The following is a 23,469-nucleotide window of genomic DNA, read 5'->3' as shown; positions in this document are numbered from 1 at the left end:
CGGCTTCGGCGGTGAGGGTTCGAGAAGATCCGACATGACATGTGCCTGATTGAGGGTTGCCTTTTTCATTTCGCCACCACCATTTCACGGCTCCTCGAATAGAGCGCAACCGATGCGAGGATCATTCCTCCCAGCAGGTACGATTGCCATGAGTCACCGATGTCCAGAAACGAGTTCACCACGTTGACCTGGATAATGAGGAGCGCGCCGAGCAGCGCACCGACGAACGAGCCCCGGCCGCCGAACAGGCTCGCGCCGCCGATGACCACCGCGGCAATGCTGCCGAGCGTGTAGGAAATGCCCGCGCTCGGATCGCCCGACCCGACTTGCGTCATCATCGGCACGGCCGCCACGGCCGCGAGCAACGAACAGCCGAGGTAGGCCGCGAGCGACGTCAGTTGCGGACGCACGCCTGCCATACGCGCCGCCTCGGCGCGTGATCCCACGCCACGAAACGTGAGACCGGAGCGCGTCTTGAACAACGCATATTCGAGCACGAGCGCAATCGCGACGGCCGCGATCGCCACGACCGGCACCGCGCCGATCTGCGCGCTGATCGTCTCCGTCACGGAGTCCGCGATGAGACCGCCGGGAACCGGCCGAAGCAGCAGCGACACCGCTTGCAGCGCCATGTAGGTCGCGAGTGTCGCGACCATCGGATGCAAGCGGAACGGCCCGACCAGCACCCAGTTCACGAGTCCGACCGCGAACGCGACGACGAGGACGATCGCCCATCCCGCGATCTGGTGACTCGACGGCGCGCCATCATTCAGGAAGAACGACTGGATGACCACGACGAGTCCCATCAGCGGCCCGACGGACAGGTCGATCCCGCCCACCAGCATCAGCACCTGCTGCCCGTAGGCCACGATCGCGAGAGTCGCGACGAGCGCGAGCATCCCGCTGAGATTACGCGCGGAAAAATAGGCATCGTTGACATGCGCCGCGTAGAGCCCGAGCGCGCACACCGCGACGGCGAGCATCACGAGCGGCGCCCAGTCTCCCGCGGCCCACTTCCAGAATCCGGCGATGCGCGCCGCTCCCCTCTCCCGTTCAGTGGTCACGGTCAACACCGCAGCAGTGATGTTGTTCTCGCTGACATCGCCGTCATTCAGTTCCTTGACGACATGGCCGCGCGAGAAAATCAGCACGCGGTCGCACAGTCCCGCCACTTCGTGCGCGTCCGACGAGACGACGAGCACCGCCGTTCCGGCGGCCGCCGCCTCGCGAAGCACCTTGTAGATCTCCATGCGCGCGCCGATATCGACCCCTTGTGTCGGCTCGTCGACCAGCAGCACCTTCGGGCGGCTCGCGAGAACGCTGGCCAGCACCAGCTTTTGCTGATTGCCGCCCGAGAGGGAACGCACCGGCGTGTCGATGGACGGCGTCTTGACCGCAAAACGGGCCACGGCGTCCCTCGCGCGCTTCGCTTCGCTGCGCTGTCGCACCCAGCCGTTGAGCGAATCGAACTGGAGGCTGCGGATCGAGAAGTTTTCGCGCACCGACAAATCGCCGAAGATGCCTTCGCGATGGCGGTCGCCCGGAATGTAGCGAATGCCCGATGCGGCAGCTGCCTGCGAATGGTGCAGTCTGGCGACAACGCCGCCCACCGTGACGTTGCCCCGGCTTCGTGTCTGCCCCGCCAGAGCGCGCATGAACTCGCGCTGCCCGTTGCCGTCGATGCCAGCAAGCCCGACGATTTCGCCTTGCCTGAGCTGGATCATGATGTCGGAGAAACCAGCGCCGCGCAGCGCTTGAACGTCGAGGATCACGCCCGCATGGTCATTGCCGGCCTTCGCGGGAAAGTCGTGGTCGAGCGCGCCGCCGACGATCAGCTCGACGATCTGCTGCTCGCTGAGTCCTGCGGCGTCATAGGTGCCCTGCCCTTGCCCATCGCGAAGAACCGTCAGGCGGTCGGCGATCTTCTGCACCTCGCGGATCCGGTGCGAAATGTAGACGACAGCGCAACCCGACGCCGTCACCTGGCGGATGCGCTCGAACAGACGCTCGACATCTTCCGCGAGCAGATGCTCGGTCGGCTCGTCGAGCACCAGCACCTTCGGCTCGGCCGCGAGCGCCTTCACGATTTCGACGATGAAGCGTTGCTCCGGATTCAGGCTCACGACGCGCTCGCTCGCATCGATTGCGACATCCTTGCTCCAGCGCTCCAGGAGTCCTTGCGCCCATATCCCGACGTTCATCAACGAAGGCCGCTGCCCGGCCGGCACGCCGAGATAGAGATTCTCCGCGACGCTCAGATCGGGCATCAGCGCGGGCTCCTGGCGAACGATTGCCAATCCGAGGCGGCGGGCCTCGTCGGTATCGCCTCGCGTCTCTACGCCGTCGATCACGACGCGCCCCATTTCTGGAACCAGCGCGCCCGATGCCACAGCCATCAGGGTAGACTTGCCTGCCCCGTTCTCACCGACGAGGCCGTGCACCTCGCCTGCGAGCACCGAGAAGGTCACGTTGTCGAGGGCCCTCACGCCGGGGAAGATCTTGGTGACGCCGTCGATTTGCAGCAGCATTGTGTGGTCTTTCATGACTCTTCCTGAACGATTACTGCGCGAAGACTTCCTTCAGCTTCTCGCCCGGAAGGGACGAGGACAGGTCCGCGTCAGGCGGCGCGCTGGGGTCGCACTTCGGATCGAGACCCCGTGCGCTGTCCGCGTAGGCGAACGGGAGAATCGACGGCGACTCCTTGTCGGCCGTGCCCTGGTAGGCCGCTACGCCTTGCCGCACTGCAAAGCGCACGTAGGAGGTCGTGCCGTCCAGCGTGTAGTAGGGAAATGCCGTGCCGCCTTTTTTCGCGGACAGGTAGTGGCAATTGAGGTCGTTGTCGCTCGCAATCGTCGCGACGGCTGGCACCGGCAGATGCGCCTGCTCGAACGCCTTGGTCGCCGCGAGCGCGGTCACGCCGTAGTCCGTGACGATTGCATCGATCTTCGGGTACTTCGCGATGAGGCCGGCCGTCGCCTTTTGCGCGTCGACGGGGTTCCAGTTCGTGACGACGAACTGCTCATTCAACAGCTTGAGGTCCGGATACCGCTTGAGGCCGTCCCTCAGCCCATCCATGAAGTTCTGCGAAGGGGCCGCGCCCGGACCGCCGCCGAGGAATACCACGTTGCCCTTTTTCACGTTCGCGCCGAGCCAGTCGGCCCAGAGGATCCCGATCTGCTTCGTATCTCCCACCACGTTGACGACATAGTCGCGCCCAGGCACTCCCGCGATCTGCGCGGAATACGGCACGACAGCGACACCCGCCTTCATTGCCGCGCGCATCGCGGGAAGTTGCACGGCGCCGAAATCCGGCAGCAGGATCAGCACGTTGACGCCCTGAGCAACCATGCTGTTGATATCCGAGTTCGCTTTCTGCGGGTCGCCGTTCGCGTTGCTGTAGATGATCCGCTTGACGTTCTTGCAGCGGCTCAGTTCGTCCTTGACTTCGGCGAAGCCGGTCTTGCGCCAGGTATTACCGCCGTAGCCGTCCGACACGCCGATGGTCATCGGCTTGGTCCCGCACAGCGGTGCGATGTCGCCCTGATGGTTCGTCACGGAGTCATTGGCGTGGGCGCCCATGCAGACCAGGCAGGTGACGAACAATGCGCCGAGTTTTTTCAGCATGCGGCGAGACTCTCGCGGCGAGCGGGGCCTTTCCCCGGCGCGAAAGCCTCGCGCGAGGCCCGTGGTGGTCCATTTCAGCAGCAGGTCGAACATGATGATCCTCAATGTCGTGGTTGAATTGCAGCCCGAAGTCCCATCGGACCCATGCCTGCCGTGTACGGTATGACCGTGCACCGATGGCGGACTTCCAGATACATCGCTCTACTAACTACATGCAGGATTGCAATGAGGTCCGCGAATCGTGACGTAGTGCAATCCTGTCAATCCGGCATACTGGCGGTGACGATTGCCACGGCCGGCACCGGACCCGTCTCAACCGTTTTATCGCATGATTTGAGTTAAAATCATGCGATAGCAAATCGATTTACATCGAATGATGTGTTTCGGAATTTGCAAAGTCAAGGCTCCTGGGGAATGTCCCTAGCCCTGATTTATCGGGGCGAAAAGTCCCCATCCCCCCCCCGCCGGCGTCCACGAATGCCGCTTCGGCGAACGCGCGCGCGAAGGCTAATCGACGATTGCATCGTCATTGGTTCGCGCAGCCAGGTTTTGCGCGATCCGATGCAACGCCTCCCAGAAGACATCCAGCTCATCCTCGGCGACGCCGTCGAGCGACCTTGCGATCATCGCGATGATCGCGGGCATCAGTTCGTCGACCAGTCCTCTGCCTTCTTCCGTCAGACCGACGTAGTACTTGCGCCGATCTTTCGGGTCGCGCCGGCGCTTCAGCAAACCGCGCTTTTCCAGACTATCGAGCGCGGGGACAGCGGTGGTCGACGCAATCCCGACACGCTTGCTGAGTTCCAGCTGGTTGAGCTCGCCGCGCTGGACCAGCACCCTCAGGTAGTACCAATGCGCAATCGAGACCTTTTCCTTGCCGAGAATTTTCTGCACCTCGACGTCGTAGAAACGGTTGAGCGTGCGCATCATCCACGGCACCGTTCTGCCCCGCTCGTCGAGAACCTTCGACGGATCACCCCGCCCCGAACCGCCAGCGGGTTCCCGGACGTCCTCATAAGCGTCGTTTACAGCTGGGCACAGCTTGGCCATCGCTCACTCCTCGACGAATGGATGCTGGCAGGCGGTCGCAAAACGCGGCATATCCGGCCCAGCCTTGGGGAATACCCTGCATCGCTTGACTTAATTAATCCCAAGACACATCATTCGATATAAATCGATTTGATGAAAAACCATTTTAATCAAGTTGATTTGATTGCGAAAGCGACGACGAGCCCTTGCATTCGAGTTTGCCCCGGCGCAAGCATGAGCAAGACGGGGCTCGCAAGTCAGAAGGACTTCGAAATATATGGACTTCCAACCTTTACTACCCTGAGTCGAGGATTGTCATGAGCGAAAAACTGTCACTGTGGGAAGCCGCCAAGCGTGAAATGGAGGAGTACCAGTTCATTGCCGGGGCCGAGTTGCAGCCAAAATGGGACGTGCCGGAAAAGATCGCCATCAACGCGGCCGTTTCCGGGCGCTTCGAGAGCACCACGTCGCTTGCCGAGTACGTGGACGCGGCGTCGAGCGTGATCGAAGCGGGCGCCTGCGGCGTGCACATCGACTTCTCGTTCATGACGGACGAAAAAGGGCGGCGACTCGACCGCGACATCCCGCCGGTCGAAGCGTATGGCGCGGTCCTCGAACCGCTGCGAGCGCGCTTCGGCAACGACTTCGTGCCGAATCTGAACGTCCTCAACGGCTCGTCGTTCGACATGTGCGTGAGCCCCGCCCGCGCAGGTCAGTGCGAGGTCGCACCGTGCGCGCCCGGCCACCCGCAAGCATTCATGGTGCCCGCCGTCACGGAACTCGAGGCAACCGGCGTCAAGCCTGAACTGGCCGTGCACAGCTCTGGCGAAATCGAGCTCGCGAAGCGCAAACTGATCGATACTGGCATTCTGAAAAAGCCGTATAACTGGCTGATTCTCTATGGCCTGCCGTTCAACGTCGGTCGTACGCTGGTATCGGGCACCTGGGTTAGCGACGCCCAGGACATGACGCAACACATGTTCCTGATGGTCGACCAGATTCGCAAGATCGATCCGACCTCAGTCATCAGCGTTTGCGCAGCGGGCCGCGCATCGCTCTATATGACGACGCTGGCCACGATGATGGGCCTGCATATCCGGATCGGCACCGAAGATACGCCGTGGAAGTACCCGAACAGTGACGAGCGCCTGAAAGACAACCTGGAGATGTTCAACATGGCACGCGATATCGCGGGGCTTCTCGGGCGCAAGCCGGCCTCGGCCAACGACTACCGGCAGCTGGTCGGCAAGCCGGCGCGCAACTGAACGATCCGCGCGGCTCACCAACTCGCGGATTGCCCGCGACAACGGACGATGCAGCGGCTCGGGCACCTGGCCAGGATGCGACTGGCCAGGTCCATCAGGTTCATGGTTCGCATCGAAGATGAGCATTCCAGAGCAAAAGGAGAGTGACAAATGAACGATGAGACTGGGGCCGCGGCGCCCCCCGTGCAGTTGTGGACACGGGACGGATTTCTCGGAGCACTGTCGGTCGTGACGCGGTCGACATATGCGCCCGACTACCTTTCCGTCGAGGGGCCGCACGCGCCGCGCAGAGCGGTCCTCGAACGGCTGACGCCCGACGACGCGAGCGACCCGCAAGCCCTCCCGACCACCGTGGCGACCTCGCGTCTCGGCGTGAAGCTGCACGTCTCGGGCCGTCGGCAACCGATGCCGTTCGTGGTCCGCAACGTCGAGGCGGATGAGATTCATTTCATACAGTCAGGCACGGTCAAGTTCGAGACCGACGTTGGCAGCCTGATCGCCGAAGAAGGCGACTTCGTCTGCATACCGCGCGCGATCGCCTATCGATACGCGCCGCAGGGCGATGCGATGCGCAGCGTAATCGTGGAGAGTCCCGCGGCGGTCAAACTCACGCCCCCTGCCCCGTCCGGCATGATCAACACCGCAAGGGACGTGAAGTATGCGCAGATCGACCCGGATATCCCGGCTGGCGGCCAGACCCGTTTGATCCTGAGAACGCTCGACGGCGAGAACACAGTCTTCGTCATGCCACACGATCCGCTGTCTCTCGGCGTTCGCCTTTCCGACAGCGTGCCGGTCTGGAAACTGAATCTGACGAAGATCCAAACGCACTCTTATTTGCCGGAGGGGGGGCCGCCGAGTCACTTTCTGTCGTCGAACACGGGCGAGTTGTTGATGTTCAACCTCAGCGCTCGCCTCGGGAATCGGCCGCCGATTCACATCAACGCCGATTTCGACGAGGTCGTTTGCTACGTGCGCGGACCCGGCGCCTGGGGTGGATGCAAAGAGCCGGGAACCTTGACCTGGGTGCCAAAGGGCGTGATTCACCACGGTCCTTCCGAGGACGTTCCGCAAGGCTACGAGGCATGGCTGCTGGAGACGCGCGCGACGCTGCGCTGGACGCCGAAGGCGCTTGCCGTCTCGCAACTGATGGAAACCGGCAACTACGAGCCGCATCCGGGCGCGGGCCAATGAATTCTGATTTATACGGCAAACGAATGAGTCACGGCATTCTAGGAACAGCTGCTTGCGTTTCCCCACCGACGCCCTGAACGAGGAGAACGACATTGGAAGCGAAACTTCAGGCATTGCTCGACGAAGCGGACATCCGCCGCGTCCACATCCGCTACTGCCGCGGCATCGACCGCATGGACTGGGATCTCGTGCGCTCGTGCTACCACCCGGATGCGATTGACCGGCATGGCGCCTATAACGGTGGCGTCGAAGGCTTCATCGAATGGGCGGCCGAGTTGCTGCCGCAGTTCGAATCCACCCAGCACTTCACCGGCAACCAGTATGTCGAGGTGCAAGGTGACGTTGGGTTCGCCGAACACTATGCGCAAGCAAGACACAGAACCAGGCCCGATGGCGAGCGGCCCGCGATGGACTGGGTCGTGTTCATTCGCTACGTCGACCGTATGGAGCGAAGACACGGCGAATGGCGCATCGCCGACCGGATGGTCGTGCTCGATTCGCAGCGCTCGGACCCGGTTCCAGATGGTCAGGCGCCACTCGAGAATTCCAATGTGGGCCGCCGTGGCAAGGAAGACCCTTCCTACGGATATCGGATCGTCTGATGCAACGCGAGCCGAAATCGCGATCGAAGGCAAAGAGAATTCATCAGTCACTGAGTTGTACCCATAGGTCAGAGGATTCAATGAAAAAGCCGTTTCGTCTGGGCATCATCGGTCTGAGCGCCGAACGCGGTTGGGCCGCGATTGCCCATCTTCCCGCGCTGCGGGCGTTAGGCGATGTGTTCGAGCTCGTCGGCGTGGCCAATACGACGCTCGACAGCGCGAAGGGCGCCGCTGCCGCATACGGCGTACCGCGCGCGTTCGAAAGCGTTGCGGCGCTGGTCGCGTCGCCGGACATCGACGTCGTCGTCGTCACTGTCAAGGTTCCGTATCACCGGGAGGTGGTCACGGCGGCCCTGCAGGCCGGCAAAAGCGTGTATTGCGAATGGCCGCTCGGCAATGGGCTCGAAGAGACCGCCGCGCTAGCCTGGCTCGCGAACGAAGAGAACGCGTTGGCTGTTGTGGGCACACAGGCGCTCGCGTCGCCCGAAGTGCAGTTCATCCGCAAGCTCGTCGCCGACGGTCAGATCGGCGACGTCCTGTCGTCGACATACATCAGCGCTGGGGTCAGCTGGGGTGACGAGATCCTGAAAGGCGACACCTACGCGATGGACGACCGCAACGGCGCAACGCTGCTGTCGGTGATCGGCGGCCATGCGCTTGCCGCGATTCAGGCGGTACTCGGCCCCGTCGAGCGCATCGACGCCGTGCTTTCACAACGCCGCCAGACAGTGCGCACCATCGAATCGGGCGAGCCCGTGCAGATGAAAACGCCCGACCACGTGATGGCCAACGCCGTGTTGCAGTCCGGCGCCCCGCTGTCGTTCGAGCTGCGCGGCGGTGTGCCGCGCGGCACGAAGTTCCTCTGGGAAATCTACGGCACCGAGGCAGACCTGCGGGTCACCGCAACGAACGACTTCGTTCCGGTCGTGAACATCTCGCCATTGCGCGTCGAGCTGGGCCGCAAGGGCCAGGACGGGTATGAGGAACTGGAGATCCCGATGCCCGCGTCTTCCGTTTCAGCGGAGGCGGTTGCCGCGCGAAACGTCGCAGGCATTTACCGGTTGATGGGCGACGACTTGCGCAATGGCACCCGTAGCGCACCCAGCTTCGATCATGCCCGCGCACTTCACGAAGTGCTCCACGCGATCGGGCGATCGAGCGAAACGGGTCAGCGGGTGCGGGTGAGGTGAGTGAGGCAAGTGGTGGCCTGCCGGAGCGGTGCGTCCGGCAGGCTCATGCAGCGCTTCGCCGCGTACTCGCGCAGGTGTGGCGTTGGCCGCACGATCAGTCGACGACGGAATCGTCTTCGGACGCTCGGTTCAGGTTCCTCTCGATCTGGTGCATCACTTTCCAGACGGTACGCATGTCTTTCTGCGAAATGCCTTCGCGCGACGCGGCAATCATGTCGGTCAGTTCGGGCAGCAACGCTTCAACGAGGCGCCGGCCTTTATCCTGCAGACTGACGTAGTACTTGCGCCGGTCTTTGGGATCGCGCGTGCGTCGCACGAGACCGCGCTTTTCCATATTGTCGAGCGCGGGCACTGCCGTGGTGGAGGCCATGCCGACCCGCTTGCTCAACTCCAGCTGGTTGATCTCGCCGCGCTCGGCGAGTACCCGCAGGTAAAACCAATGCGACAGCGAGACGTTTTCCTTGTCCAGCACCTTTTGCGCCTCGGCATCGTAGAGCCGGTACAGCGTCCTCGTCATCCACGGAACGGTTCTGCCGCGGTCGTCGAAGACGCCGGATGGCTGCGCTACCGCCTGCACGGCCGACGCGCCGCCGCCCTCCAGCTCCGCCTTGACTGCATTCGAATGACTCTTTGACATTCGCTCATTCCTCGACTTCAAGAGGGGGCCGGCCGGTCGCCCGAGCAACGCGTTGCTCGGGTGGAACGATCGTCGAGCCAACGCACCAGGGCATTCCCTGGCGTCCTTGACTTTGTTAATCCCGAATCACATCATTCGATATGAATCGATCTTAAACGGAATTATCTTTTCGGAGATGATCCGCCTTGATGGAGATCATACAACATGCGCGGCATGGAAACGAGGTGCGAATTCAGGCTGGCGACGCCTCCCCTTCCCTCCCGCTAGCGGCGATATCGCTCGTCACAAGCAATTTCAGATTCGAGACTGGCATGCAACGACAACTCCTTCTACTGATACTCTGGCTGATGCCATTCGTTCTCCGGATGGCGGCACGCAGGTCCGCGCAGATGCGCAAGCACCTCGCCTCGGGGCATTGGGTGATCCAGCTGCGGCTGCGCGACAACAGCCTCGCGCGTCAACTTCATTTCAAGGACGGCAGCGTGTCCGGAAGCTGGGGACCGTATGCCGCGCCAGACGCGGAGCTGGTCTTCATGGACGTGCCCACCGCGCGCCGGATGCTCGCGCCGACGACGGATCACGCGTTCCTTATCGATGCACTGAAGAACTTCAAGATCACGCAGGGTGGCAGCGATGAGGCGCTCGTCTGGTTTGGCCAGCTGGTCAATACGATGAAGACGGCTTCCTGGCGCAAGGGCACCGTGATGAAGGACGGCACGACCCGCTACGTGACCCTTACCAACGGCGGCCCCGTGTTCGTCTTCGTGAAGGACGACAAGATCGTCCGCACCACGCCGATCGACCTCGTCGACGAAGACGGGCCCAGCTGGACCATCAGCGCGCGCGGGCGCCAGTTTTCGCCGGCGCGCCGCGCAACCGTGAGTCCGCATGCGCTTTCGCTGAAATCGCTGGTGTACTCCGACAAGCGCATCCTCTACCCGATGAAGCGGGTCGATTTCGATCCGAACGGCGCGCGCAATATCCAGAACCGCGGCATCTCTGGCTACGAGCGTATCAGCTGGGATGAAGCGCTCGATATCGTCGCGGGCGAGATCAGCCGCATGAAGCAGCAGCATGGGCCCGGCGCGATCGCAATGGCCACGGGCGCTCATCATCAGTGGGGCAACATTAACTACTACCTGAGCGCGATGCAGCGCTTCGGCAACCTGATCGGCTACACGCGCGTCGAGATGAGTCCGATCAGCTGGGAAGGCTGGTACTGGGGCGCCATGCATCACTATGGCAACAGTCTTCGTCTCGGCACACCGAGCTTTTACGGAACGACCGAGGATTGCCTCGAACATGCGGAGGCGATCGTCTTCTGGTCGAGCGACCCCGAATCCACCAACGGCGTCTATGCCGGTTTCGAAGGCACGCAGCGGCGGCTGTGGGCGAAGCAGCTCGGTATCGATTTCGTCCACATCGACCCGTACCTGACGCAATCGGCCCAGTTGCTGGGCGGCAAGTGGCTGCCGATCCGCCCCGGCACCGACTCTGCTTTCTCGATCGCCATCATGCACGAATGGATGGTGAACGAAACGTACGACAAGCAATACGTGGCCTCGAAAACGACCGGCTTCGACGAGTGGCGCGCTTATGTGCTCGGCGAAGAAGACGGCACGCCGAAAACGCCCGAATGGCAGGAAGCCGAAACCGGTATTCCGGCGAAGGACGTGCGCAGCCTTGCCCAGTTGTGGGCATCGAAGAAGACCTACCTCGCGGCAGGCGGCCTCGGCGCGGGCTTCGGCGGTGCATGCCGAACGGAGACCGGCGCCCAGTGGGCGCGCAACGTCGTCATGATGATGGCGATGCAGGGCTGGGGAAAGCCCGGCATCAACTTCGGCAACCTGCAGATCGGCGCGCCTCAGGATTTGAACTTCTATTTCCCCGGTTACGCCGAGGGCGGCATCTCGGGCGACCTGAATTACACCGCGAGCGCGGCGCACAACTATTGCCGGATGCCCCACATCATCACGATCAATCCGGTCAAGCAGTCGATTCCGCGCCAGCGGTTCGCCGAAGCCATCACCGAGGGCCATGCGGACGGCTACCTGTGGGAGGGTTTCTCGACGGAAGGCCAGTTCGGTTACTACTCGTATCCGCGTCCGGGCTATTCGCCGGTGCACATGCTGTACCGCTACGGCTCCTCGTCGTTCGGCACGGTCCCGGGATCGAACCGGCTCGTCGATGCGTATCGCCATGCCTCGCTGGAGTTCGTCGTCAACCAGTCGGTCTGGATGGAGAACGAAGCGCAGTTCGCCGACATCATCCTGCCGGCCTGCACGGCGCTCGAACGCGACGACATCTCCGAATGGGCCAACTGCGGCGGCTACATCCAGCACGCGCAGACTCAGCTCAATCACCGGATGATGATCATGCAGCACAAATGCATCGAGCCGCTTGGCGAATCACGTTCGGACTACCAGATCTTTCTGGACATCGCGACGCGGCTTGGCTACGGCGGGATGTACTCGGAAGGCGGCGGCTCGGAACTGACGTGGTGCGAGCGGATGTTCAACTCCACCGACCTGCCGAAGCAGACCACGTGGAAGAAATTCCTGAAGAAGGGTTATCACGTCGTGCCGCCGCCCGCGGACGACGACCGTCCGCCCGTCGACATGCGCTGGTTTGCTGAAGGCCGCGCGAAGGATCTGCCCGAGGCGAATCCGCTACCGGGTGTGTACGCGACAAAATTCGGCGAGGGTCTGCCGACGCAGTCCGGCAAGTTCGAGTTCGTTCCGTCGAGTCTGCGCCGCATCGAGATGACAGACCCCGCGCGTCCGGCCATCAACCGGTATATGAACCGCGACAGTGCGATCAAACGGCGCTATCCGCTGCAGCTCGTCACCAACCATCCTGTGTATAGCTTCCATACGCAGGCGGACGGCAAGAACAGCCATATCAGCACGATCAACGAGCACCGGCTCGAGGTCGGCGGATATCGATACTGGGTCCTGCGCATGAGCGTGACCGATGCGGCGGCACGCGGGCTGCGCTCGGGCGATCTGGTGCGTGTCCACAACGCGCAGGCGTCGGTCATCTGCGCGCTCGATGTGTCGCAACTGATCAGGGATGGTGTTGCGCGCGGCAACGAATCGTGCGCCGAGCTCGACCTCATCAAAACCTCCATCGGCCTCGTCGATCGTGGTGGATGTCTGAATCTGCTGACGCCCGGCCGCAAGATGTCGGCGACCGCGGACGGAATCATGCCCAACAGCTGCTGGGTGGAGGTGGAGAAATGGGACTCGGCATGGGAGAACGCAGCATGAACAACTGGGCACTATTGATCGACGTTTCACTCTGTATCAACTGTCGAAACTGCGTCATCGCAACCAAGGACGAGTACTCGGGCAATACCTTCCCGGGCTATTCGGCCCCCCATCCCCCGGATGGACTCGACACGATCCGCGTCGAGCGTCAGGTGCGGGGTGAAGGCGCGCTCGTCGACGTCACATATATTCCGAAGGCATGCAATCATTGCGATAACGCGCCGTGCGTGAAAGCTTCGGACGGCGCGATCTACAAGCGTGCGGACGGTATCGTCGTGATCGACCCGGAGAAATCGCGCGGCAGGCGTGATCTGGTGAAAAGCTGCCCGTACGGGATGATCGAATGGAACGAGCAGGAACAGGTGCCGCAGAACTGGAATTTCGATGCGCACCTGCTCGACGCCGGATGGAAAGAGCCGCGCTGCGCGCAGGCCTGCCCGACGAGAGCGATTCGCGCGCTGAACGTGCCGGCCGGTGAACTCGCGCAACTCGTGAAGGACGAGCAGCTTTCGGTCTTGCACCCCGAGTTCGGCACTCAGCCGCGCGTCTTCTACCGGCATCTCGACGACGCGTTGAGCCATCTGGTGGCCGGCAACGTCTGCGAAATCCTGAGCGACGGACGGATGCGCAATCTGGCGGATGTCGAGGTCCTGCTGCGTGATTCCGCGAGTGACGAAACTCGCGCGACGACGACCGACCACTTCGGTGACTTCCGATTCTCCGGCCTCACCGCGCCCACCTCGCTAATCGAGCTGCGAGTCCGCAAGGACGGTAGCGAGAAACTCGTCGCGACGCGGCAACGCACAGGCAGCATTAACCTCGGCACGCTGACGTATTGATGCACACGCGCGGACCGGAACGTTCTGGAGAGAACGAGCCGGCCCGCGCACGGGCAGGCACGCGGGCAGGCGCGGGCGTCAAATCGCGAAACTTTCGAGCGTGGCCGGATGGAACAGATCGCGCGCTTCGAGCCGGCGACTCGACAAGCCCTCTGCATGGTGCCGTTCGAGAAACCGGTTGACGACGTGTTCGTTGCTGGCGAAGCCGTAAGGCCAGAAATCCGCTCCCATCAGATTGCGCGCGGCGCGAAGCTGGTCCTCGACGAACGGCAACGTCACTTTCGTCGCCGACGTGTCGCCAAGCCGGGACAATGCGAGAGCCTTGGACTTTTCGAACGCCTTCAGCAACGCGCCGGGCAACCACGGATGCTGCTCCGCGAGCGTCCTGCGCACACCGAGCGTGTGCATGATCGGAAACAGTCTGGTCCGCGAGTACCACTCGGCGGCGGTTTTGTGCGGGTCGTCGAACAGGTACTTGACCTGCGGATGTCCCCGGTCGAAGCAGGACGGCGCACGCGGACCAATCACGGCATCGATATCCCCATCGGCCAGCAGGCCCGAAATCGTCTTGCCTTCCGGCGCGTTTTCGAGCCTGACATCCAGCGGCAGGTTCAGCCTGATCTTCTCGACCCGAGACGCGTCTTCGTAGCCGCCGCGCACCCAGGTTACGTCAGAAGCCTTGACGCCGTACTCTTCCTCAAGGAACAGACGCACCCAGACATTGGCGGTGAGCTGGTACTCGGGGACGCCGATGCGCTTTCCCTTGAGATCTTCCGGTCGCTCGATTCCCCGATCGGCGCGCACGTAGATCGACGTATGCCGAAAGGCCCTCGACGGAAAGACCGGCACGGCGATATACGGCGACGTGCCCGCAGCGGTCTTCACCGAATAGCTGCTGAGCGACAGCTCGCAGACGTCATAGTCGGCGTGCCGGAAAGCGCGAAAGAAAATTTCTTCGGGATCCTGCAGCATGAACACAGGGTCCACGCCCTCGATCTGAACCTCGCCGTCGACGAGAGGGCGGATGCGGTCATAGTTGCCCACGGCCACGGATAGTTGAAGCTTGCTCATGTTTTCTCCTGATTACTGCGGTAGTTCAAGGCGGGAAGCAGCGGGATACATCGGAACAATACGGCGTGGCAGGGAAAACCTCGGAAACACCCTGCTCCTTGACATCTTCAATTCTCCATCGCATCATTCGATATAGATCGATCGTATTTGAGATCATACTATCTGGCATAGCAATTTCAAGCAGTTTCCCTGCAACTCCTGGAAGGAAAAACGCCATGAGTACGGCCAGCACGCAAAGATGGGATATCGAGGTCGATGTGATCATCATGGGATCGGGTGCGGCCGGCATGTCGGCCGCGATCGTTTCGCATCACGAAGGACTTACACCGCTCGTTCTCGAGAAAACGGACCAGGTCGGCGGGACTTCGGCGTGGTCGGTCGGCATGATGTGGTTCGTCGATAGCGCTCCGATGCAGGCCGCTGGCTTTAAGGACTCGTTCGAGAAAGCCCGACGGTATTTTGCCGCCACGGTCGGCGACACCGTTGGCGGCTCGCTCCAGGAAAGCTATATCTCGCAAGGCCGCGTCGCGCTCGACTATCTGTTGCGCCATTCCGAGCTGGAGGTGGTCGCGGTGGACTATCCGGACTACTATCCGGAAGCGGACGGGGGTATGTTCGGACGCGCGCACGCGCCGCTGGATTTCGACGGCCGCAAGCTCGGCTCGCATTTCAAGGATCTGCGTGCACCGCTGCCGGCCTTTGCGCCATTTGGCGGCATGATGCTCGACCTCGTCGACCTGAATCACTTCCTGTCATTCACGCGTTCGGCGAAGTCGTTCCGCCACGTGATGAAGCGCTTTCTGCGCTATGGCGTCGACCGCCTGAGCCATCACCGCGGTACCCGGCTCGTCGGTGGCAATGCACTCATCGCCCGTCTGTACAAGACCATCCTCGACAAAAAGATCCCGCTCTGGCTGCGCGCACATGCCACGCGCGTGATCGTCGAAGACGGCGTCGTCGTCGGCGCCGAAGTAATTCGGGATGGCCGTTCGATGCGCGTATGCGCACGCCAGGGCGTGGTCATTGCAACCGGCGGCTACAGCGGCAACCTCGAGATGCGGCGCGAGCATTCGCGTCAACCGACCGTCGAAGTCGGACTCGGCCTGCCGACCAACGTCGGCGACGGCATCCGGCTCGGCGTCTCGGCCGGCGGCCGGCTGGACCACAACGCGCGCGACACCGGCTACTACGTTCCCGTTTCGGTGTACCGCAATGAAAAAGGCAACAGCCAGGTGTGGGGGCACTTCATGCTCGACCGCCCGAAGCCCGGCTTCATCGCCGTGGGCAAAGACGGCAACCGGTTCACCAATGAAGCCACGTCGTACCACGCGTTCACGCAAGGCATGTTCGACGCGGGTGCGATCCCCGCGTTTCTCGTCGCCGACGCGGCGGCAGTGAAAAAATATGGAATCGGCGTGATCCTTCCGGGCATGTCGCTGCGTCGCTACGAGAAGGCCGGGTATCTCCATAGCGGCCGGACGCTCGCCGAACTCGCCGCGAGGCTCGGCATCGATGCAAATGCGCTTGCGCGCAGCGTCGAACGCAACAATCGTTTCGCGCAAACCGGCGTCGACGAGGACTTCGGCAAGGGCACATCGGCCTATAACACCTACAAGGGCGATCCGTCGCACCAGCCGAACCCTTGCCTCGGCTCCATCGCCCAGGGCCCGTTTTATGCCGTCACGCTGGTCCCGGGGGATTTCGGCACCAGCCGGGGCCTCGTCACGGGGCCTCGGGGCGAAGTGCTGGACCAGGACGACCGCCCGATCCGCGGACTCTTCGCGTGTGGCAACGATATGAACTCGCCGGTCGGCGGCCACTACATCGGCGCGGGAATTACGCTGGGGCCGGCCATCACGTTCGGATATCTGGCAGCGATGGCGCTGGCGCGGCCAGATCCTCGACAGACCGCCGCCTCTACTTCGGTGTCCGCTTCGTCGTCCGTCCAGGATATCGGGTTCGCATGATCGAAGAAGACCAATTCGCAACTGGGCACGCGTTGCCGCGTGTCCGGTTCGGCCAATTCGCCCGGCCGTCGCTAGCTCGCACTCGCCAATCCAAGTCTTCCCCATGCCAAACGCCGTCCAGACTGTATGCGCCGCCGAAATAAGCCATCTTTAACAGCGTGCTTGCCATCATCGGATGTGGTGCAAATAGGCGGTACAGGTCGATCATTTTGCATAGGTAAGGATGTCTTATTTAATTGACAGGACCGCATTCCAGATTGCAGGCGAAGAGGAATTCTTGAGGTCGAGTCTCGCGAGGTGAACCGCCCTTTGCGAATGCATCGCATCAACTCGATGCCAGCCAACGTAATCGTTGCGCTCCTGAAACGTTTGAAGCCGAGGATAACATTTGTCCTCGACTTGACGTTGCGATGATCCTGTTCGATCAGGTTATTGAGAAATTTCGAGGATCGAACCTGTGTGTCTTCAGGCAGTAGGCCAACTCTTCCGGAATCGGAATGACCCCGGCGGACCCAACCTCGCCGAAGTTGCATTCCGCCGTGATGCCGACCGCTTCGGCGAGCGAGCGAATCAGTCGACGACCGTGTCGCCCTGGGCCATCTGGAACAGATTCGCTTCGATCTGATGCATGACCTTCCAGAACACCGTCATGTCTCTTTGCGAAATGCCGTCGAGTGACGCCGCGATCATTTCCGTGAGTTCAGGAAGCAATTCGTCGACCAGGCGCTTGCCTTCGGGCTGCAGCTTGATGAGATGCTTTCGCCTGTCATGTGGATCGCGCACTCTTTGCACGAGACCGCGCTTTTCCAGATTGTCGAGCGCCGGAACCGCGGTCGTTGATGCAATACCCACGCGCTTGCTGAGCTCAAGCTGATTCACCTCACCGCGCTCGGCCAACACGCGAAGATAGTACCAGTAGGCGATTGGGAGCCCTTCCCTATCGAGAACCTTTTGCGACTTCGCGTCGTAGAGCCGGTGAATCGTTCGCGCCATCCATGGAACGGTCCTGCCTCGATCATCAAACACATCCGACGATCGCTCTACCGGCACCTCCACAGGCAAAGGAGCGGCCTTGGCGGCTTTCACTGCGGACGAATTTGTCTTGGCCATTCATTTATTCCTCGGCGCGTGGTCAAGCCAGTGGCCAGAGATCCGAGCGGCGCACGATGCGCGACAGTCACGCTAGCCAGCGGATTCCAGAGGTCCCTGATCTCGACTTTCTCACAAAATATTATTCGATATGGATCGACTTCGTCTGGAACTATCTCTTTGAAAACGATCCGTTGTCATACGAAATCATACAATAATTTCTCGTGAAACCAGAGTCCAGCCGGATCAAGAGCCGAGAATGCCGAAAGCTTCCTCTTGCACGGGACCTTGCGCATGCGTGCGCGTCCGCACGAGTGCCTCGGCCAGCGCGGAGGCCAGGCCCGATTCATCGGGTGCGACGTCGCTCATCGCGGCCAGCAACGATTGCCTTCAAGTCGGCGAAAGCATCTCGCGCTCATGAAAGCAATCTATGTCCACCCCAGTTTTGCAACCCCTGATCTTGATGTCGTATTGGCTTGCCTAAATCTATCCGGCGTCGTTGTGGGAACTGCTCCCCGCGCCACGATGAAGTTCGCGCCTGTGGCTCCTACAAAGTCGTGCGGCTTCAGAAAGCCTCTTTGCTTGCCAGGGTGTTCCACAGGCCGGTGTGCCGTTCACGTCATCCATTCTCAGTCGTCGCAAAACCAATGAGGTGTTTCGTAAATAGGAGATGCTGTGTTCACTCAGACCGGAAGGCCTGCGAGCTCGGGATTGAACGTGGTGTGGCGCACAACAATCGCCCACGCGGTTCGGGCCAGCTTGTTGACCAGCGCACACGCAACTACGTTCGAACGCCGACGCGTCAGCATCGTGCGAACCCACTCGACAAAGCGACCGGTTCGTCTTTCTCGGCCTTTCATGTAGGCTCGGGCACACAAGACCAGCAGGGCGACGAGGCACATGAGGAAGCACCAGTACCGTCCGAATGCGCGTTCGCCAATATTCAACGTGCATCACGGCAGATGAATGTTCTGTCCGGTGGCGGACCCTACACCGGCCGCTGACACTTGGGGGACTAATGACCGCTTTGGCCGAATTCTTCCCCCAAAAAGGCGGCTCAGAGGAGACGACCGGTCTGTTAGATGCCGTTGGATGCTCGACTTCGCGACCGGCGCCTGGCGGGTACATTGAGCCCGCGATTTGCGGTTGACGATGGCGGGGCTTTGCGATGCAGCATTCAGTGGACGCATCGCCCCGCAAATGCCGCCGACGACGACATCGGCATCGACATCGACATCGACAAGCAAATGCCGACGACAACGTTGCTCCGCGATGCAAGCTATCCAGGTGCGGCAGTGCTGGGCGGCTTTTCTCCGATCCGACGAAAATTTTTTGACCTTGGCCCGCTGGAATCAGATGCGGACCGTGCATCCCTCGCTTCCTGGCTAAGGGTCTGGAATTGCGTCGCAAAGTCAGGATAATGGTCGTTTAACCAACGGGCAACACGCTCATTCCTAAGGAGCGCTGCAATGTAAGCAGCGGAAACCGTGAGATGCAGATGCTCGATGCCATATCGTTCGTCTGTCTGGGCGACCGTTGTCTGAAGCATCGCCAGTTCACGCTCAAGATGGGAGAGCTGCTCTGAGACTTCTTTGCCCCGTTTCCCGCGAACGCCAGCACCACCCACAAGCTGCTCCGGCGGAGTGGCCGCGACAATCGCCCGCGCAAAAGCCGATGTGAAGTTTCCCTGCCCGCACATGAGTTCGACAGCCTCAATCTGCCTGGGCGGTTTCATCAACTTCAGCGCTTTAAAAGTTGTTGCCGGACAGGCCTTGTCCGCAAGTAGCGCAGCGGCCTCGTCTGAAATTCCATCAAGAAGGCTCGCCCTGCGCTTTACGGTCGTGACCTCAATGCCTAGCACTGAAGCTATCCGTTCGCGGGGTACACCGTGCTCGATTGCCTTTGCAATCATGCGTGCGTCCTGCGCCGATGTCAGCCGGCTGATGTGTTTGTTGTATGTGTACGCCTCATCGTCTGTCGCAATCAGGCACAAGGCTTCGTTCACCCCCAGGCGACGCAGAGCCTCGATCCGCAGTCTCCCATCGAGGACGCGAAATCTGTCGCCGTTCCCTTCGACGCGCACCACAATCACGGGTTCCACGAGACCAATAGTCGCGACGGACGCGAGAATCTGCAGGAATTTTGTGCTCGACGTAGCGGTGGTCGGGAGCGGCCGTGGTGACTCGAGCGCGTTCAGGTCCAGTACGACAGGCTGGCTTTCAAAGGCGACCTTCAGTGAATTCGCTGACAGCTTGTTCATGACTGACCCTCGGCGCGGATTCGTTGGTCCAGAACTCGGGGAAGACTCGTGAGGCGCTCTTCCTCAAGCAGCCGGATGAACCCTTCGTCGCGCATCAACTGTCGCATCGCGTGAACAATGAATAGCAGCCGTGCATGCGTCAACTCCACCTTTTTTGCGAGGACCCTCTGACGGTCACTTTCGCGCATGTACAGACGACGCAGTTGGTCCGGAGCCAGTTCGCGCGGACGGGGAGCGGCCGGGCCTGGGAGCCCAGGCGAAATCTTTCCACCCGACTTCATGCGTCGACTCAACAGCCTGCGGACAACTGCGAGCTGGGGGCCCTTTAATGTTCCGTTCTCGTACGCCTCCAGCAACGCAGACTGGACCTCGGTGTCGTTGGACCGTGCAATGTGCATGGCGATAGCAATAGGCATGGTCCCGGCTTCAACAGCGTTTATGAGTCGTTCTTCGCTGTGGTCCAGGAGAAACATCAGGTTTTCCAGATAGGCAACGGACAGGCCCACTTTGTCCGCGACAATGCTGTTCGAGTATCCTGCCTTCTGTAGGCTCTGAATGTCTCTGAGTAGCTCCAGAGTACTATGGTTTCGTCTCGCAACGTTTTCAACCAGCGACATGACGAGACACTCATCCTGAGCCCGGTCCACAACATGTGCGGGGATGGTGTCATGGCCGAGGGCCTGTACCGCCTCGAGTCGTCCCTGACCGCAAACCAGATCGAACTGGGCGGCACCTTCGGAGCACACCCTACGGCACACGGTAATCGGCTTTTTCAATCCCACCGCCGCGATGCTCTCCATCATCGCCTGCTTTTGGCGCTTGCTGCGGGTCCGCGGATTCAGCACCCGGATCTGCTTGACCGGAATATCCGAGATTGAAACAAGGGAATAGCCTTCCATCGTATGCCTCCATGCGAGTCCGCGCTGCCAGTTCAAGCAGGATGCTTTCGTCCGGATACCGGAACATCTCGAACGGCCCGCTCCGTCCGCTTCGGATTGACATTGCAAAGTCGTAGCCGGGCGGCAGACTGCCCCGCGGGAAAACATAGAAGTCGAGCGGGGTTTCAAGTACGGAGTCCAGCCGCAGTACGACTAGAAGGTCCGGGGAGCGGTAGGTCGGCCACCGCGCCCGCCAGCGCGGGATGCGACCGTCGCACTGAAGTAGCAGGCGAACGGAGAATCTGATAACCAGTTCGTCATCGACCCGGATCATGGTTCCGTCCATCGATTTTTCGACACGATGGCCTTGCGCGGCCAACGCGTCAGTCGTCCTTGCAATGCAGCGCTTCAGGGCGGTTCGAGATGCATGAAAGTCCTCAGGGCCCCGGCGATAGTAACGTGGCTCGTAGCCGACCTGCTCATAGGCAACATTCAAGCTGCCGAATCGCCTTCGATAGGTGTTTTCCGCTGGCATCGACGGCGTCCGGTCGATTTCTCTCGAATTGACGACTTCGGCGGACCGCACAAATTCGCGCAGCTTGTTCAGCACCTCCTCATCGCTGAGATTCTTTGTTCTTTGCGTCCGGATTTGTTCGGCTGCTTCGAACGTACCGCGGTCGACGAGAGGGGGAAAGGCGCCCTCCGAACGGGTCCATTCCGACGCGGGATTCCTCTGCCAGTTGGTATCGAGTTTATGTGACGTCCGGGCATAGACATTATTTCCGATATATTTTTCTCCGCTCAGAATGTTGGTAATGAGCTGGGGATTCCATGGGCGTCCGTGCGCGTTGCAGATCCCGAACGAATTCAGTCTCTCCGAGATTCTTGTGCATCCGAGTCCTTGATGTACGTACCAGTCGTAGATGCGCCGGACGAGCGCCACTTCATGAGCCTCACCGGGCGTTACGATGACTCTGTCCGTCTTGATGTTCTTGTGTTCTTTCGGACGCAGAATACCCTTAACGGTTCCGTTGGACGCGACCAATAGCCGTTGCAGTCCATATCCGGGCGGTGCTCCCTGCCAGAAGCCAAGCTCGGCGAGCCGGCATTGACCGATGAAAACCTTTCGGGAAAGTTCACGGCTGTATTCGCCCGCCATCGCTCGCTTGAGCGCTTTCATTAACGCCGCTGTCGGACTGCCGTCCCAGCCGAACAGTTCTGCGCAGTAAACGACCTGCACCCCTGCCTTTCGGCAGACGTACTCGTAGTGCGCACTCTCGTCGACATCCTGAAAGCGTCCCCATCGGCTAACGTCGTACACGAGTACAACGCTGAACGCACAGTTGGGCGACTGTACATCCTGAAGCAACTGGGCGAGAGCCTGCCGCCCCTTCAACGACACCCCGCTTTTGCCGGCGTCTTCGTAAGTTGCGACGACAGTGAGTCCCTGCGCGAGCGCGAACTCTGCGATGACCCGTTTCTGGTTCTCGGTCGAGTACTGCTGGAAATCGGTGGACATGCGCACATACTGTGCTGCGAACCTGCCGGCGAGGGAGGGCGATGTACCAGCCCATTGGGACATCTCCATCTCCTGTCTTCCGCGGTAATTAGTGATAGTCCGGTCAACAGGCAAGTCAAGGAGTGCAAACGTCAAACTTCAGGTCCTTCAGCCAGCCAACCTGCTGCGTGACCCGTGGATTCTCCGCGAGGCACGTAGATGAATTTTTTGTTGCGTTTGAGCCCTAAGAGCGCGAGTCGCGTAGTCAGTTAAATAAACGAAGCTACGTCCAGGTGAACGCACGGCTTCGTTGTTCCTTCGCCAGCTCGCTGTCGGACAGATCAGCAACACAGTGTTGCGCCGTGTAGGGCAAAAGCGCGCTAAATTATCGGCTCGATAACTCCGCCCGTCTATCGGACGGCTTCATCGAAGGGGCGCGACAGGAAACGGAGCGATGGAAATGCAGGACCTGCACTACAATCTGGACGATGAAGCTCGAGCTGAACTGCTAGCGTATCTGGTGGTCGTTCAACTCATCGCGCGTGCAAGAACAGGGCAATGGCTTGAACCAGCGCATATCTGCGAATCTGTACTGCTTTGGCTCTGCGCTAACGGTGGCAATTGCGGTGCCCGGGAACGCTCTGACTTGTCGCGGCTTTCGGTCGACATGGCTGAACGGTTTCTCGGATTACCGCCGTTCGATGATGAAGCCAGCCTAATTCAAATGATTTTGGCCCTGACACGTCTTGACTATCGCAATGCCAATGTGAAAAAGATAGTAGCTGTTTGCGGTGACTACATGACACACCGTCATGGCGCAGGCCAGTCCTGAGTGGACAGTCAGGGCACGGTGGTCGGTTCGACGAGATCCGCTTCGACGTTGCATTCGACAAGCAACCGCCTAAGCCACCACTAGCCTCGACAGTGACCGATCGCGCCAATTCGCATTGTCAATTTCAGTTCGCAACATCGTGACGTGGCTCTATAAAGGCGGACAGATCCCGCTATCATGGCCTTCGCTTCCGACAGCGACCGTCAGTGGCGCGGTACGTTGGTA

18 protein-coding genes and 2 pseudogenes are annotated in these 23,469 nt (G+C 60.9%); 8 read left to right on the top strand and 12 right to left on the bottom strand.

Annotated elements, in window-relative coordinates:
* Positions 1 to 65: 65 nt before the first annotated feature.
* The 3 genes from GCT19_RS23815 to GCT19_RS23805 form a co-directional block, all read right to left on the bottom strand.
* Complete coding sequence (locus GCT19_RS23815) at positions 66 to 2,543, bottom strand: ATP-binding cassette domain-containing protein (protein ID WP_152853268.1); 2,478 nt, start codon at positions 2,541 to 2,543, stop codon at positions 66 to 68.
* Positions 2,544 to 2,559: 16 nt separating this feature from the next.
* Positions 2,560 to 3,717, bottom strand: a complete 1,158-nt coding sequence (locus tag GCT19_RS23810; RefSeq protein ID WP_018433251.1) for a substrate-binding domain-containing protein — start codon at positions 3,715 to 3,717, stop codon at positions 2,560 to 2,562.
* A gap of 414 nt (positions 3,718 to 4,131) precedes the next feature.
* The gene (locus GCT19_RS23805) at positions 4,132 to 4,674 is read right to left on the bottom strand and encodes a MarR family winged helix-turn-helix transcriptional regulator (RefSeq protein ID WP_026228247.1); all 543 of its coding nucleotides are present in this window, start codon (positions 4,672 to 4,674) and stop codon (positions 4,132 to 4,134) included.
* Between the two features lie 296 nt (positions 4,675 to 4,970).
* Here GCT19_RS23805 and GCT19_RS23800 point away from each other — a divergent pair, with 296 nt between their 5' ends.
* From GCT19_RS23800 to GCT19_RS23785, 4 genes are all read left to right on the top strand, one after another.
* On the top strand, positions 4,971 to 5,918 hold the full coding sequence (locus tag GCT19_RS23800; RefSeq protein ID WP_018433253.1) for a 3-keto-5-aminohexanoate cleavage protein: 948 nt from the start codon (positions 4,971 to 4,973) through the stop codon (positions 5,916 to 5,918).
* A gap of 150 nt (positions 5,919 to 6,068) precedes the next feature.
* On the top strand, positions 6,069 to 7,112 hold the full coding sequence (locus GCT19_RS23795) for a homogentisate 1,2-dioxygenase (protein ID WP_018433254.1): 1,044 nt from the start codon (positions 6,069 to 6,071) through the stop codon (positions 7,110 to 7,112).
* A gap of 92 nt (positions 7,113 to 7,204) precedes the next feature.
* The gene (locus GCT19_RS23790) at positions 7,205 to 7,714 is read left to right on the top strand and encodes a nuclear transport factor 2 family protein (protein WP_018433255.1); all 510 of its coding nucleotides are present in this window, start codon (positions 7,205 to 7,207) and stop codon (positions 7,712 to 7,714) included.
* Positions 7,715 to 7,794: 80 nt separating this feature from the next.
* Positions 7,795 to 8,904, top strand: coding sequence for a Gfo/Idh/MocA family protein (locus GCT19_RS23785; RefSeq protein WP_018433256.1), 1,110 nt, complete (start codon positions 7,795 to 7,797; stop codon positions 8,902 to 8,904).
* 94 nt (positions 8,905 to 8,998) lie between these two features.
* On the opposite strand, the gene GCT19_RS23780 is transcribed toward GCT19_RS23785, so the two are convergent.
* The gene (locus GCT19_RS23780) at positions 8,999 to 9,541 is read right to left on the bottom strand and encodes a MarR family winged helix-turn-helix transcriptional regulator (protein ID WP_018433257.1); all 543 of its coding nucleotides are present in this window, start codon (positions 9,539 to 9,541) and stop codon (positions 8,999 to 9,001) included.
* A 311-nt stretch (positions 9,542 to 9,852) separates the two neighbouring features.
* Between GCT19_RS23780 and GCT19_RS23775 the strand changes: the two genes are divergently transcribed.
* Both GCT19_RS23775 and GCT19_RS23770 read left to right on the top strand, forming a co-directional pair.
* A complete protein-coding gene (locus tag GCT19_RS23775; RefSeq protein WP_152853267.1) occupies positions 9,853 to 12,810 on the top strand; it encodes a molybdopterin-dependent oxidoreductase in 2,958 nt (985 codons plus the stop codon).
* Complete coding sequence (locus GCT19_RS23770; RefSeq protein WP_035490562.1) at positions 12,807 to 13,649, top strand: 4Fe-4S dicluster domain-containing protein; 843 nt, start codon at positions 12,807 to 12,809, stop codon at positions 13,647 to 13,649. The genes GCT19_RS23775 and GCT19_RS23770 overlap by 4 nt, the downstream gene beginning before the upstream one ends.
* Before the next feature lie 78 nt (positions 13,650 to 13,727).
* Here GCT19_RS23770 and GCT19_RS23765 read toward each other — a convergent pair whose 3' ends face one another.
* Complete coding sequence (locus GCT19_RS23765; RefSeq protein ID WP_018433260.1) at positions 13,728 to 14,720, bottom strand: ABC transporter substrate-binding protein; 993 nt, start codon at positions 14,718 to 14,720, stop codon at positions 13,728 to 13,730.
* Positions 14,721 to 14,935: 215 nt separating this feature from the next.
* Between GCT19_RS23765 and GCT19_RS23760 the strand changes: the two genes are divergently transcribed.
* Positions 14,936 to 16,687, top strand: coding sequence for an FAD-binding protein (locus GCT19_RS23760; RefSeq protein ID WP_018433261.1), 1,752 nt, complete (start codon positions 14,936 to 14,938; stop codon positions 16,685 to 16,687).
* 228 nt (positions 16,688 to 16,915) lie between these two features.
* Here the strand turns inward: GCT19_RS23760 and GCT19_RS43495 are convergent.
* From GCT19_RS43495 to GCT19_RS23725, 7 genes and pseudogenes are all read right to left on the bottom strand, one after another.
* Positions 16,916 to 17,130 (bottom strand): annotated as a pseudogene (locus tag GCT19_RS43495) (DDE-type integrase/transposase/recombinase); the annotation flags it as partial.
* Positions 17,131 to 17,257: 127 nt separating this feature from the next.
* Positions 17,258 to 17,797 (bottom strand): MarR family winged helix-turn-helix transcriptional regulator, encoded by a 540-nt coding sequence (locus tag GCT19_RS23750; protein WP_026228249.1) that lies wholly within the window; start codon positions 17,795 to 17,797, stop codon positions 17,258 to 17,260.
* A 225-nt stretch (positions 17,798 to 18,022) separates the two neighbouring features.
* A complete protein-coding gene (locus GCT19_RS44420) occupies positions 18,023 to 18,145 on the bottom strand; it encodes a hypothetical protein (protein ID WP_260185328.1) in 123 nt (40 codons plus the stop codon).
* 314 nt (positions 18,146 to 18,459) lie between these two features.
* Positions 18,460 to 18,663: pseudogene (locus tag GCT19_RS23740) on the bottom strand (IS110 family transposase); the annotation flags it as partial.
* 392 nt (positions 18,664 to 19,055) lie between these two features.
* The gene (locus GCT19_RS23735) at positions 19,056 to 20,036 is read right to left on the bottom strand and encodes a plasmid partitioning protein RepB C-terminal domain-containing protein (protein WP_152853266.1); all 981 of its coding nucleotides are present in this window, start codon (positions 20,034 to 20,036) and stop codon (positions 19,056 to 19,058) included.
* Positions 20,033 to 20,881: a ParB/RepB/Spo0J family partition protein gene (locus GCT19_RS43490; protein ID WP_265102375.1), complete on the bottom strand. Its 849-nt coding sequence runs from the start codon at positions 20,879 to 20,881 to the stop codon at positions 20,033 to 20,035. Before GCT19_RS43490 ends, GCT19_RS23735 begins: the two co-directional genes overlap by 4 nt.
* On the bottom strand, positions 20,784 to 22,496 hold the full coding sequence (locus GCT19_RS23725; protein ID WP_184128969.1) for a recombinase family protein: 1,713 nt from the start codon (positions 22,494 to 22,496) through the stop codon (positions 20,784 to 20,786). Before GCT19_RS23725 ends, GCT19_RS43490 begins: the two co-directional genes overlap by 98 nt.
* 370 nt (positions 22,497 to 22,866) lie before the next feature.
* Between GCT19_RS23725 and GCT19_RS23720 the strand changes: the two genes are divergently transcribed.
* The gene (locus GCT19_RS23720) at positions 22,867 to 23,244 is read left to right on the top strand and encodes a hypothetical protein (protein WP_152853264.1); all 378 of its coding nucleotides are present in this window, start codon (positions 22,867 to 22,869) and stop codon (positions 23,242 to 23,244) included.
* Positions 23,245 to 23,469 lie beyond the last annotated feature (225 nt).

The organism is Paraburkholderia atlantica (genome assembly GCF_009362785.1).
In the GTDB taxonomy this organism is placed as follows: Bacteria; Pseudomonadota; Gammaproteobacteria; order Burkholderiales; family Burkholderiaceae; genus Paraburkholderia; species Paraburkholderia atlantica.
This window is presented reverse-complemented; position numbering and strand designations above follow the sequence as displayed.

Bases quoted from the DNA above. Each gene is read 5' to 3' on its own strand.
- GCT19_RS23760 (WP_018433261.1), top strand. From the start codon at position 14,936: ATGAGTACGGCCAGCACGCAAAGATGGGATATCGAGGTCGATGTGATC.
- GCT19_RS23810 (WP_018433251.1), bottom strand. From the start codon at position 3,717: ATGTTCGACCTGCTGCTGAAATGGACCACCACGGGCCTCGCGCGAGGC.
- GCT19_RS23795 (WP_018433254.1), top strand. From the start codon at position 6,069: ATGAACGATGAGACTGGGGCCGCGGCGCCCCCCGTGCAGTTGTGGACA.
- GCT19_RS23720 (WP_152853264.1), top strand. From the start codon at position 22,867: ATGGAAATGCAGGACCTGCACTACAATCTGGACGATGAAGCTCGAGCT.
- GCT19_RS23815 (WP_152853268.1), bottom strand. From the start codon at position 2,543: ATGAAAGACCACACAATGCTGCTGCAAATCGACGGCGTCACCAAGATC.
- GCT19_RS23765 (WP_018433260.1), bottom strand. From the start codon at position 14,720: ATGAGCAAGCTTCAACTATCCGTGGCCGTGGGCAACTATGACCGCATC.
- GCT19_RS23775 (WP_152853267.1), top strand. From the start codon at position 9,853: ATGCAACGACAACTCCTTCTACTGATACTCTGGCTGATGCCATTCGTT.
- GCT19_RS23750 (WP_026228249.1), bottom strand. From the start codon at position 17,797: ATGGCCAAGACAAATTCGTCCGCAGTGAAAGCCGCCAAGGCCGCTCCT.
- GCT19_RS23800 (WP_018433253.1), top strand. From the start codon at position 4,971: ATGAGCGAAAAACTGTCACTGTGGGAAGCCGCCAAGCGTGAAATGGAG.
- GCT19_RS23735 (WP_152853266.1), bottom strand. From the start codon at position 20,036: ATGAACAAGCTGTCAGCGAATTCACTGAAGGTCGCCTTTGAAAGCCAG.
- GCT19_RS23785 (WP_018433256.1), top strand. From the start codon at position 7,795: ATGAAAAAGCCGTTTCGTCTGGGCATCATCGGTCTGAGCGCCGAACGC.
- GCT19_RS23805 (WP_026228247.1), bottom strand. From the start codon at position 4,674: ATGGCCAAGCTGTGCCCAGCTGTAAACGACGCTTATGAGGACGTCCGG.
- GCT19_RS23770 (WP_035490562.1), top strand. From the start codon at position 12,807: ATGAACAACTGGGCACTATTGATCGACGTTTCACTCTGTATCAACTGT.
- GCT19_RS44420 (WP_260185328.1), bottom strand. From the start codon at position 18,145: ATGAGCGACGTCGCACCCGATGAATCGGGCCTGGCCTCCGCGCTGGCC.
- GCT19_RS23725 (WP_184128969.1), bottom strand. From the start codon at position 22,496: ATGTCCCAATGGGCTGGTACATCGCCCTCCCTCGCCGGCAGGTTCGCA.
- GCT19_RS23780 (WP_018433257.1), bottom strand. From the start codon at position 9,541: ATGTCAAAGAGTCATTCGAATGCAGTCAAGGCGGAGCTGGAGGGCGGC.